7 protein-coding genes and 1 pseudogene are annotated in these 11,767 nt (G+C 56.7%); 6 read left to right on the top strand and 2 right to left on the bottom strand.

What is annotated here, in order from left to right; translation table 11 throughout:
• Nucleotides 1-1,016, bottom strand: a pseudogene (locus tag OEL57_RS09180) (DNA mismatch repair protein MutS); the annotation flags it as partial.
• A gap of 256 nt (nt 1,017-1,272) precedes the next feature.
• On the opposite strand from OEL57_RS09180, the gene OEL57_RS09175 reads away from it, so the two are divergent.
• The 6 genes from OEL57_RS09175 (at nt 1,273) to OEL57_RS09150 (ending at nt 10,961) form a co-directional block, all read left to right on the top strand.
• Entirely contained in the window at nt 1,273-2,436 is a 1,164-nt protein-coding gene (locus OEL57_RS09175; RefSeq protein WP_300739863.1) for an ATP-binding protein, read from the top strand.
• A complete protein-coding gene (locus tag OEL57_RS09170) occupies nt 2,437-3,582 on the top strand; it encodes an efflux RND transporter periplasmic adaptor subunit (RefSeq protein ID WP_300739861.1) in 1,146 nt (381 codons plus the stop codon).
• Nucleotides 3,579-6,647, top strand: coding sequence for an efflux RND transporter permease subunit (locus tag OEL57_RS09165; protein ID WP_300739859.1), 3,069 nt, complete (start codon nt 3,579-3,581; stop codon nt 6,645-6,647). Before OEL57_RS09170 ends, OEL57_RS09165 begins: the two co-directional genes overlap by 4 nt.
• A gap of 75 nt (nt 6,648-6,722) precedes the next feature.
• Nucleotides 6,723-10,277: a class I SAM-dependent DNA methyltransferase gene (locus OEL57_RS09160; RefSeq protein WP_300739857.1), complete on the top strand. Its 3,555-nt coding sequence runs from the start codon at nt 6,723-6,725 to the stop codon at nt 10,275-10,277.
• A gap of 111 nt (nt 10,278-10,388) precedes the next feature.
• Complete coding sequence (locus tag OEL57_RS09155) at nt 10,389-10,574, top strand: Rdx family protein (RefSeq protein ID WP_300739855.1); 186 nt, start codon at nt 10,389-10,391, stop codon at nt 10,572-10,574.
• A 99-nt stretch (nt 10,575-10,673) separates the two neighbouring features.
• A complete protein-coding gene (locus OEL57_RS09150; protein WP_300739853.1) occupies nt 10,674-10,961 on the top strand; it encodes a helix-turn-helix transcriptional regulator in 288 nt (95 codons plus the stop codon).
• Between the two features lie 21 nt (nt 10,962-10,982).
• On the opposite strand, the gene OEL57_RS09145 is transcribed toward OEL57_RS09150, so the two are convergent.
• A partial coding sequence (locus tag OEL57_RS09145; RefSeq protein ID WP_300739851.1) for a 4Fe-4S binding protein occupies nt 10,983-11,767 on the bottom strand: 785 nt, incomplete at its 5' end.

The following is an 11,767-nucleotide window of genomic DNA, read 5'->3' as shown; positions in this document are numbered from 1 at the left end:
TCATGCATCCCTTTTAGTCCAGCCACCAGTTGATCCCGCAGCAGACCCTGTTCAACCAGTTCCTCAACTGCAGACAGACGCTGGCGGATCGGTTCAACCTGTACCAGAGGATAGGAAAGCCACTGTTTGAGACAACGGGCACCCATGGCGGTGGCAGTGCGATCCAGGCAGCCCAGCAGTGAGCCGGCCTTCTTGTTGTCGGTCATGGTGGCGATCAGCTCAAGGTTGCGGCGGGTGGCAGGATCAAGGGTCAGAAAATCGTTTTTGCGGATAATGCTGATATCCCGCAGGTGGGGCAGGCTTGCATGACGATTTTCCTGCAGGTAGTGCAGCACCATCCCGGTTGCAAGCAGGGCCAGCGGCAGGCTGTCCAGGCCAAAGGCATCCGGTGAAGCGATGCCGAAGCGGTTACAGATCAGTCCAGAGCAGTAGTCATGGTCAAGCACCCAGTCAGCGACGCTGGATTTGGTCCGCTCGCCATGCAGCAGGTTTAACTCCTCAGGCAGCTCCTTACGCATTCCTTCGGCCAGCAGCAGCTCCCGTGGTCCGATGGAGGCCAGCATGGCAGCAGCGCCGGTACGTGTTTCTTCTTCAGATGTCTTGAATTCGCCAGTGGAGAGATCCAGCCAGGCACAGCCCCACCGTCCACCCTGCTGACAGAGCGCCAAAAGATAGCAGTTTTCGTCCGGGGTAAGGCTTTCGCTTTCAGTCACCAGCGCAGGGGTGACGACCCGTACCACATCCCGTTTGACAATCCCCTTGGCCTGCTTGGGGTCTTCCACCTGTTCGCAGATCGCCACCCGGTGTCCGGCCTCAACCAGCCGGGCGATGTACGGCTGGGCCGAGTGGAACGGCACACCGCAGAACGGTATTTCGTCTGCGCTGTTCTTGTTGCGGGAGGTGAGGGTAATGTCCAGAATGCGGGCGGCAACCAGGGCATCATCCAGAAACATCTCATAGAAATCACCCATCCTGAAGAACAGGATGCTCTCTGGGTACCGGGATTTGATCTCCAAGTATTGCTTCATCATGGGGGTTTGAAGGGCTGAACTCATAGTGCTCGTTATTAGCATACTGCTGCTGGGCATTGCAAGGAAGCGGGGCAGGGTGTATGAAACGGTTCAACCAATCAAGCAAAAATGTCGGATGAGAATTTTGGGGTAGTACTTGATGCGTCAAGAGCGTAGCAGCAGGCTTGACAGACTTCAGTTTTTGTTTATGTAAATTGTAAATGTTTTTGACTGATTGCATAAAGCGGTATAAGGTGTCGGCATGATTAAGCGAAGTAGCGAACAGTGTATCCGAAACCTGCTGCGCGGGTTCCCCGTTGTTACGTTGACCGGTCCCCGTCAGTCAGGCAAGTCGACCCTTGCCAAAGCGCTTTTTGCTGAGCGACCTTACGCATCTCTGGAAGATCCTGACCTTCGTCAAAAGGCACATGATGACCCCCGCTCGTTTCTCGGCCGTTTTCCTGATGGCGCGGTGCTTGATGAAGTTCAACGCTGTCCGGAACTGCTCTCGTACCTGCAGACGATGGTTGATAACGACCATCGTCTGGGACTCTTTATTCTGACCGGTTCACAGCAGTTTGGCCTGATGTCCGGTATAACCCAGTCTCTTGCAGGCAGAACCGCGTTTGTTGAACTCCTTCCTTTTTCTGTATCTGAGCTTGCCAACGCCGGGAAACTTCCCGCTTCAAGCGATTCCATGCTGCTTAGCGGCGGTTATCCACCGCTCTATGACCGTGATGTTACGCCATCGGCATGGTTTGGCGCATATACCGCAGCATATATTGAGCGTGATGTGCGGCAGATACTTAAAATTCAAGAACTTGAAACCTTTCAGCGCTTTGTACGCCTTTGTGCGGGCAGAACCGGACAGCTGCTCAACCTTTCGTCACTTGCCACCGAGTGCGGCATTACCCACAACACGGCCAAGGCCTGGATATCAGTAATGGAGGCAAGTTATCTGGTCTATCTGCTGCGTCCCCATCATGCCAATTTCAACAAACGGCTGGTAAAAATGCCCAAGCTTTATTTTTATGATAGTGGTCTTGCAGCATGGCTGTTGGGTATCAGAACAGAGGAGCAGATGGTGAACCATCCGTTGCGTGGAAGTCTGTTTGAGACATTTATCATCTCAGAGCTTCTAAAATCACGCTTTAACAGGGGTGAACGTTCAAATCTGTATTTCTGGCGTGACAGTAACGGTAATGAGGTTGATCTGATTGTCGAGCAGGGAGCGTCTCTGATGCCGATAGAAATTAAATCAGGTAAAACTCTGGTCCGTGATTCTTTTGCCGGACTTGAAAAGTGGTGTAAACTGGCCGCACAAAACGTCGTTAATCCGACCTTGATCTATGGTGGAACTGACCTCTATAGCCACAACGGTCTGCGGGTGATGGGTTGGGAACATGTCGGAGAGGTGCAACTTTAAATGTCACGTATATTTGGGAAAATAACTCTGATGAAGCGGATTGTGCGGATACTCTGGTGTTTAATCGCACTGTATGCGCTTTGTTCCTGTACACCTCAAAAAGAGAAACCCAAGCCAAAGCCGCTGATACCGGTTAAAACTGCCCAGGCAGTGCAAAAGACCGTGCCGGTTCAGATCAAGGCGATCGGTACGATTGAGGCAGTTAGCAGTGTGGCGCTCAAGGCCCAGGTAACCGGCCAGATCAGCCGGATTCACCTGCCTGAGGGGAGTGAGGTGCGGCAGGGAGATCTGCTGGTTAGTGTTGACCCTGAACCGTTCCAGGCAGTACTGCGACAGGCCGAGGCTAATCTGGCCAAGTCCCAGGCCCAGGCCCGTTTTTCGGCAGATCAGGCCAGGCGTTATGAAGGGCTGCTGAAGGAAGGGATTGTTACTCACGACCAGTACGATCAGTTGCGGGCCAATGCCGAGTCTCTGTCTGCATCGGTTGCGGCAGACCGTGCAGCGGTTACCAATGCCAGAATCCAGCTGGGGTACTGCTCTATCCGTTCACCACTTACTGGCCGCACCGGCGCAGTAGCGCTGCATGCCGGTAACCTGGTCAAGGCCAATGACCTGACCATCATGACCGTGAACCAGATCAGCCCGATCAATGTTTCCTTTAACCTGCCGGAGAAGCGACTGGCTGAACTGAAACAGGCTATGGCAGGCGGGCAACTGAAGGTAGAGGCTATGCTCCCGCAGCATCCGGGGGCTGCTGAGAGCGGCAGCTTCAGCTTTCTGGATAATGCGGTTAATCCGGCCACCGGCACCATCAAACTGAAAGGGCTGTTTGCCAACAAGGCCCGCAAACTGTGGCCCGGCCAGTTTGCAGATCTGGTACTAACCCTTGCCAGCCGTCAGAACGCGGTGGTGGTGCCTGCCTCGGCAGTCCAGAACGGTCAGCAGGGGGAGTACCTCTACGTGGTCAGCAAAGATCAGAAGGTGGAGTTGCGTCAGGTGGTAACTGCTCCGGCTGCAGAGGGTGAGACGGTGATTGAAAAGGGGGTGGCTAGCGGTGAGACCGTGGTGATTGACGGCCAGTTGCGTCTGACCCCCGGCGCAGCAGTAACTGCTGAGCTTCCCCCGGCCGGTGGAAAACAGAAGTGAATTTCGCTGATCCCTTTATCCGGCGTCCGATCATGACCTCGCTGGTCATGGTTGCCATCCTGATCTTTGGTCTGTTTTCCTACCGCCAGCTGCCGGTCAATGATCTGCCCAATGTAGATTTCCCCACTATCCAGATCAATGCCAGTCTGTCCGGCGCCAACCCGGATACCATGGCCTCGGCCGTGGCAACTCCCCTTGAAAATCAGCTCTCCACCATCGCCGGGGTAGATTCCATGACCTCCACCAGCGGTGTCGGTCAGACCCGGATCACCATCCAGTTCAGTCTGGATCGGGATATTGATGCTGCTGCCCAGGATGTGCAGGCTGCCATCTCCCAGGCGGTCCGCTTTCTGCCCAAGAACATGACCACGCCCCCCTGGTTCCGCAAGGTCAACCCGGCTGATCAGCCGGTGCTGTATCTGGCCCTCAGCTCACCCACCCTGCCACTTTCCAGTATTGACGAATATGCCCAGACCATGATCGCCCGCCGGGTCTCCACCATTAACGGCGTAGCCCAGGTGAATGTGTTTGGCGCCCAGAAGTATGCGGTGCGAGCCCTGCTTGATCCCAAGGAGCTGGTTTCCCGTCAGATCGGCATTGATGAAGTGGCATCGGCCATCAGCTCTGGCAACGTCAAACTGCCCACCGGCACGCTGAATGGAGCGCATCAGGCCTATACCATTGAGACCGATGCCCAGCTGATGAAGGCTGCAGCCTACCGCAAACTGGTGGTGGCTTACCGCGACGGGTCGCCGGTCTATCTGGAAGAGTTGGGGCGGGTGGTGGACAGTGTGGAAAACAACAAGGCCGCTGCCTGGTATAACAGTAGTCGCGGCATTATCCTGGCGGTGTATCGTCAACCCGGCACCAATACCATCCAGGTGGTGGACAGCGTCAAAAAACTGCTGCCTCAGTTTCGTGCCCAGATCCCCGATGCCGTGGGGATTGATGTTCTCTACGACCGCTCCCTCACCATCCGTGAATCAATGCATGATGTGAAGTTTACCCTGGTGCTGACCATCGCCCTGGTTATCATGGTGATCTTTCTGTTCCTGCGCAATCTGCGGGCCACCCTGATCCCCTCCCTGGCCCTGCCGCTCTCCATTGTCGCTACTTTCAGCGCCATGCAGATGTTCGGCTTCTCCCTCAACAACATCTCCATGATGGCTCTAACCCTGGCGGTGGGCTATGTGGTGGATGATGCGATTGTGATGCTGGAGAATATTGTCCGCCATATGGAGCAGGGGGAGGATGCCCGTGAGGCGGCCTTCAAAGGATCAAAGGAGATCGGCTTTACCATTATCTCCATGACAGTTTCACTGGTGGCGGTCTTTCTGCCGGTACTGTTCATGGGGGGGATTCTGGGGCGGTTGCTGCATGAGTTTGCCATCACCATCAGCGCTGCCATCCTGGTCTCCTGCTTTGTGTCCCTGAGCCTGACCCCGATGCTCTGCAGTCGCTTCCTCAAACCCCATACCAAGTCCCACGGTCGTTTTTATCTGGCCATGGAGCGGTTCTTTGATGCATTGCTGCAGGGGTATGAAACGTCGCTCAAGCTGGTGCTGCAGTATCGTCGCAGCACCATGGCGGCAACGTTGCTGATCACGCTGTTGACCGTCTGGCTGTTCAAGGTGGTGCCGATGGGGTTCCTGCCATCTGAGGATACCGGCCGGATTAACATTGATACCGAGACTGCCCAGGGCACCTCCTTTGAAGATATGAAGCAGCACCAGGAAGCATTGGCGCGGATTCTGGCTGAAGATCCCAATGTTGACGGTTTTATGTCGTCTGTCGGCGGTATCAGGAATATAAACAACGGCTACTTTTTTGTCCGCCTGAAACCCCGCAGCCAACGCAAGTTGACCGCTGATCAGGTGGTACAGCGGTTGCGGTCCAAGCTTGCCAGTGTGCCCGGTATCCGTGCCTATCCCAAGAATGTCCCCTCAATCCAGATCGGTGGCATGAGTTCCAAGAGCCTGTACCAGTTTACTCTGCAGGGACAGGATACGACAGAACTATACCGGACTGCTGCGGCATTTGAGGCGAGATTGCGCGAGCTGCCTGAGCTGCAGGATGTGACCAGTGACCTGCAGATCAACAACCCCCAGATCAAGGTCTCGATCAACCGTGACAAGGTGGCTGCCCTGGGCTTAACCATGTTGCAGGTGGAGGATGCCCTGTCCTACGCCTATGGCAGTCGGCAGGTCTCTACCATCCTGGCTCCTGCTGATCAGTACCAGGTAATTATGGAGCTTGATCCGCGCTGGCAGGGGGACCCATCAGCCCTGCAGCTGCTCTATATCCGCTCATCGGCAGGACAGCTGGTGCCGCTGGAAACCATCGCCACCCTCTCAAAAGAGCTGGGGCCGCTGGCGGTCAACCACTCCGGCCAGTTGCCGTCGGTGACGGTCTCTTTCAACCTTAGACCAGGGATGGCCCTGGGGGATGCGGTGAAGCTGATCGAGGCAAAGGCAGAAAAGGAACTGCCCCCAACGGTCAGCACCAGCTTCCAGGGTACGGCCCAGGCATTCAAGGATTCCTTCCGCGGTTTCTGGCTGCTGCTGGCGCTGGCCATCTTTGTGATCTATCTGGTGCTGGGGGTGCTGTACGAAAGTTATATCCACCCGATCACCATCCTGTCAGGTCTGCCTGCGGCCGGATTCGGCGCACTGCTGACCCTGCTGCTGTTCAAAAGTGACCTGAACATCTACGGTTTTGTGGGGATCATCATGCTGATCGGCATTGTGAAAAAGAACGCCATCATGATGATCGACTTCGCCCTTGAGGCGGAGCGCAAGCAGGGTAAGTCACCGTTGGAGGCGATCTACGAGGGCGCGATTGTCCGTTTCAGGCCGATTATGATGACCACCATGGCCGCCCTGATGGGTACCCTGCCGATTGCCATCGGCTACGGTGCCGGAGGTGAAGCGCGTCAGCCGCTGGGGCTGGCAGTGGTGGGAGGTCTGTTGACCTCCCAGCTCCTGACTCTCTACATCACCCCGGTGGTCTACTATTACATGGATAGGCTGCTGAAGCGGGTGCGGCAGGGCGGACACCGGCAGTAGTTGAACCGAACTAAACCAAACACAGCCTGCTTGTGTTAGTATCCATGCCCACCACACATGCTGCCTGGAGTCTCTATGTCAGAGCCGGTCATAACTGATTTTCTTCTTCGCTGGGAGTCCTCCGGTGCTGCCGAACGGGCCAACTACCAGCTGTTTCTCTCCGAGCTGTGCGACCTCCTGACTGTTCCTCGACCAGAACCGACCAGGCCTGACGATCGCGAAAACGCCTACGTGTTTGAGCGCTCCGTCACCTTCCAGCATGGCGATGGCAGCACCAGCATTGGCCGGATTGATCTCTACCGGCGCGGCTGTTTTGTGCTGGAGGCCAAACAGGGCAGTGACCAGCCAGGGCAGTCCGGCTTGCCGCTGGTAAGAGAACAAGGCGTCCGCTGGTCTACTGCCAAACGTGGTACTGCCGTGCGAGGCACCAAAGGCTGGGATGTTGCCATGCTCAAGGCCAAGGGCCAGGCCGAGCAGTACGCCCGCGCCCTGCCGGTTGGTGAAGGTTGGCCGCCGTTTCTGATTGTGGTTGATGTTGGCCACGCCATCGAGCTCTATAGCGAATTTTCCTGCACCGGCAAGGCCTACCTGCCGTTTCCTGACCCGCGTTCTCACCGCATACTGCTGGCTGATCTGGAAGACGCGGCGATCCGTGAGCGGCTGCGGCTGGCCTGGACTGATCCCCACGCCCTTGACCCGTCCAAACACAGCGCCCGCGTTACCCGCCAGGTGGCTGACCGGCTGGCGGTTCTGGCCAAGTCCCTTGAGCAGCAAGGCCATAGTGCCGAACAGGTCGGCAACTTCCTCAAGCGTTGCCTGTTCACCATGTTTGCCGAGGATGTCGGCCTGATCCCCCACAGCAGCTTCACCACCCTGCTGGAGAGCCTGCGCGGCACAGCCCAGACCTTTGCGCCCCTGATTGAATCCCTGTGGCTCACCATGAAGGACGGCGGTTTTTCGCCGGTGCTGCGGGAGCGGCTGCTGCGCTTCAACGGCGGCCTGTTCTCTGAAGCCACAGCGCTGCCGGTCAGTGAGGAGCAGTTGCTGCTGCTGATCCAGGCCAGCAAGGCTGATTGGCGCGATGTAGAGCCGGCCATCTTCGGCACCTTGCTTGAGCGTGCCCTGGACTCAAGAGAACGCCACCACCTGGGAGCCCACTACACCCCCCGTGATTATGTGGAGCGTCTGGTACTGCCGACGGTCATCGAACCGCTGCGGGCTGATTGGGAGGCGGTGCTGGCTGCCGCTGTCAGCCTGTACGGCCAGGGAGACCAGACCGGCGCAATTACCCTAGTCAAGCAGTATCACCATAAGCTCTGCCACCTGCGGGTGCTGGACCCGGCCTGCGGCAGCGGCAACTTCCTGTATGTGACCTTTGAGCACTTGAAGCGCCTGGAAGGCGAGGTGCTGAACGCCCTGGAAGGCTTTGGCGAGCAGCAGGCCGCTCTGGAGCTGGCCAGCATGACCGTTGACCCGCATCAGCTGCTGGGTCTGGAGGTCAATCCCCGCGCCGCCGCCATCACCGACATGGTGTTGTGGATCGGCTACCTGCAATGGCACTTCCGCACCCGTGGCGAGGTGCAGCCGCCGGAGCCGGTCATCAAGAAATTCAGCAACGTTGAATGCCGCGATGCCGTGCTGGCTTACGATGGCACCGAGCCGGTGCTGGATGCAGATGGCCAGCCAGTCACCCGCTGGGACGGGATTACCACCAAGACCCACCCGGTCACCGGCGAACAGGTGCCGGACGAGGCCGCCCAGATGCCGCTTTTGCGCTATCTGAACCCCCGTCAAGCAGCATGGCCGGAGGCTGATTTTGTGGTGGGTAACCCGCCGTTTATTGGTGCTGCCACCATGCGCCGCGCGCTGGGTGACGGTTATGTGGAGGCGTTGCGTAAAGTCTGGAAGGATGTGCCGGATTCGGCGGATTTTGTGATGTACTGGTGGCAGCAGGCCGCTGAGCTGACCCGCACGGGCAAGCTGCGCCACTTTGGTTTTATCACCACCAACAGTATCAAGCAGACCTTTAACCGCCGGGTGATTGAGCAGCACCTGTCAGCCAAACCAGCCTTGTCGTTAGCCTTTGCCATTCCTGACCACCCCTGGGTTGATTCAGCCGATGGCGCTGCCGTGCGGATCGCCATGACCGTTGGCAGGCCAGCCAAGGAGGGTGCCAAAGGCAGGCTGGCAACGGTTATGGCTGAGCGAGTGGGAAATGGCGAAGGGGTAGCTGTGGAGTTGAGTACCCAGCAAGGGGTGCTGCACGCCGACCTGACTGCTGGGGCTAATATAATGGGAGCATACCAACTGATAGCGAACTCATCTTTGGCGATAAAAGGATTCGAACTAGGAAGCCAAGGGTTTCTTGTAAGCAAGGAGGAGGCCCAGCTATGGCTTCAGCAAGAACCAGAGTTAGCTCAGGTCTTGAGACCCTATATGAATGGAAGCGACCTCGTCAAAGGTCAGTGCGAAAGGTATGTAATTGACTTTTATGGTAAGACGTTGGATCAATCCAAGAATTTTCCCACAGTTCTACAGCATGTCATAGATCATGTTATGCCTGAACGTGGAGTCAATAGGGAGTTAAGGACTGCCAAGAATTGGTGGCTTTTTAGGAGATCAGGCGAGACTCTCAGATCTGCACTTTCAACGTTAGGTCGTTTTGTTGCGACAACAAGAACTGCCAAACACCGTATTTTCCAGTTTCTGCCAAAAGAGATGGTTGCAGAGAGCAAGATTGTCGTTATCGCCAGCGAAGATGCTTTCGTCTTGGGAATCCTTTCCAGCTACCAACATGTTACTTGGGCGCTGGCCGCCGGTGGTTGGTTGGGGGTAGGCAATGACCCAACATACAACCACACCGACTGCTTTAACAAGTTTCCCTTTCCCGACGCCACCGACGAGCAAAAGCAGGCCATCCGCACCCTTGCCGAGCGGTTGGATAGCCACCGCAAGCGGCAGCAGGATCTGCACCCGGAGCTGACCCTGACCGGCATGTATAACGTGCTGGAGAAGTTACGCCAGCTGCAACCCCCCTCAATCCCCCCTTGTCAGGGGGGAGGCCTTGCACCCTCCCTTGATAAGGGGAGGGCCGGGGAGGGGTTGGTTTTAACCGCCAAAGAAAAGACTATCCATGAGCAGGGGTTGGTGTCGGTACTGCGGCAACTGCATGATGAGCTGGACGCTGCCGTGGCCAACGCCTATGGCTGGCCCGCCAACCTGCCGGAAGATGACGTGCTGGAACGGCTGGTGGCGTTGAACAGCCAGCGGGCCAAGGAAGAGGCCCAGGGGCTGGTGCGCTGGCTAAGGCCGGAGTATCAGGCTAAAAACATCCCTCACCCGGCCTCCGGCCACTCTCTCCCAGAGGGCGAGGGTCAAGGTTTGCTCCCTCTCCCTGGGGGAGAGGGCCGGGGTGAGGGCGAGCGGTCCAAACCCTCTTGGCCCAAAACCCTGCCGGAGCAGGCAGCGGCTGTCCGGGCCGCTCTGACCGCCGCAGGTGGCCCGGTTACGGCAGAGACCATCGCCCGCAGTTTCCTGCGTGCCCGCACCGCCACCGTGGCCGAGCTGCTGGCCACTCTGGCTGCCATAGGCCAGGCCCGAGAGGTGGAACCGGGTAGCTACACGGTTTAGCAGGCCGCAATGCCAACATGAATTCGTTGGCTATTTTTGAGTGACTATAAAGAGAGGAGAAACAAAATGAAGATCCTGATCCAGTACTGCGCATCCTGAGGGCAGCAGCCCATGGCGGCAGGTCTTGCCGCTGAACTTGAGAAAAACCTGGAAGGTGTTGAAGTAGAGATTGAGCGCGGCCCCAAGCAGAGCGAGCTGGCGGTGCTGGTGGATGGCGAGCAGATTTTTTCACGACTGGAGCAGATGCGCTACCCCAGTGTGCCGGAACTGATTGTAGCCTGTCGTAGCAGGCAGTAAACTACCATTGTTGTTTTTCTAAACAACACAAAATATATTTTGTTTTATTTGGTTAAATGCAGCATAAGAAAAAGTATATTTTGTTTTGTGTGAGGCATCATGGACGAACTTTCTGCTCTTGGAGCACGCCTCAAGGCCGAGAGACTTCAAAAAAACGAGACTCAAAAAAACTTTGCCGCCAGGATCGGGGTGAGCATCCCCACGCTTAACAAGATGGAAAAGGGCGATTGCTCGGTTTCCATAGGGCATTGGGCAGCAGCTCTACGTCTGTTTGGCCGTGAGAAGGAACTTCAGGTGCTGTTTTCACCCCAGGAAGACCTCTTCACGCGGTATGAAAAACAGCAGTCGCTTAACAATCGCCAGCGAGCGTCAAGGAAGCGCCCATGATGGCATACCTTGTTGATGTCTCTACAAGCTGATCGCCTGATCCAGACAAAACTCCACACACAGGCCGCAACCGGTACAGTGATCCTGCCTGAAGACAGGTTGCTGTGACCGGTCTATGGTTTTCAGGGCACCGGTGGGGCAGATGGCCACACAGCCCTGGCAGGCGGTGCAGTGCGGGGAGAAGGTTATCTGGTGACAAAACGGTCTGTTTACTTGTTTCTGTTGCTCTTCGGGTAGTTTCGCGATGGTTTGGTTCAGTAACTCACGGCGTTGCGGCAGCCGTTTGTCTCCGTAACTGCGGGTAGCTTCAACCGGCTCTGTTGTGCTGTTCATGACAACAGCAGCCGTTTGAAGCAGGGCGCTGCGGAATGAGCTGAAGAAGCTGCGGCGGTCAAGCTGTTCATGTTGAAGCGGTACGTTCGTGCCTGCCTCTGCCGTGATGATCCGGCATTTTCCCTTCTGTTCGTCAAGGAGAGATACTCTTTCCTGCAGCAGCGGTAACATGCTGTTGTTGGGGCAGTCAGGGCAGCTGCCCTGATGCAGGGTAAGGTCTGCATTCAGGCGGTGGACCAGTGTCAGCAGGTGCTCCTCCGAAAGCCCCCCCAGACAGGGCAGGGCTGCGTTGGTGGATTCTGTTGTGCGGCAGCAGCCCAGGACCGGTTTGCTGACCTTGGCGAGTGCTGCCAGACAGGCCGCAAAATCATGGTTGATCTCCAAGGCGCCTGAAGGGCAGACGGTGGTGCAGAGCAGGCAGCCTTTGCAGCGTTCCTGATCAACCGTTAGCTGCTCATAAATGCTGATGGTAC

The organism is Trichlorobacter sp. (assembly GCF_030247655.1).
GTDB lineage: Bacteria > Desulfobacterota > Desulfuromonadia > Geobacterales > Pseudopelobacteraceae > Trichlorobacter.
The sequence above is the reverse complement of the archived record's forward strand: the minus strand, read 5'-3'. Positions and strand labels throughout refer to the sequence as shown.

Bases quoted from the DNA above. Each gene is read 5' to 3' on its own strand.
- OEL57_RS09150 (WP_300739853.1), top strand. From the start codon at position 10,674: ATGGACGAACTTTCTGCTCTTGGAGCACGCCTCAAGGCCGAGAGACTT.
- OEL57_RS09170 (WP_300739861.1), top strand. From the start codon at position 2,437: ATGTCACGTATATTTGGGAAAATAACTCTGATGAAGCGGATTGTGCGG.
- OEL57_RS09155 (WP_300739855.1), top strand. From the start codon at position 10,389: ATGGCGGCAGGTCTTGCCGCTGAACTTGAGAAAAACCTGGAAGGTGTT.
- OEL57_RS09175 (WP_300739863.1), top strand. From the start codon at position 1,273: ATGATTAAGCGAAGTAGCGAACAGTGTATCCGAAACCTGCTGCGCGGG.
- OEL57_RS09160 (WP_300739857.1), top strand. From the start codon at position 6,723: ATGTCAGAGCCGGTCATAACTGATTTTCTTCTTCGCTGGGAGTCCTCC.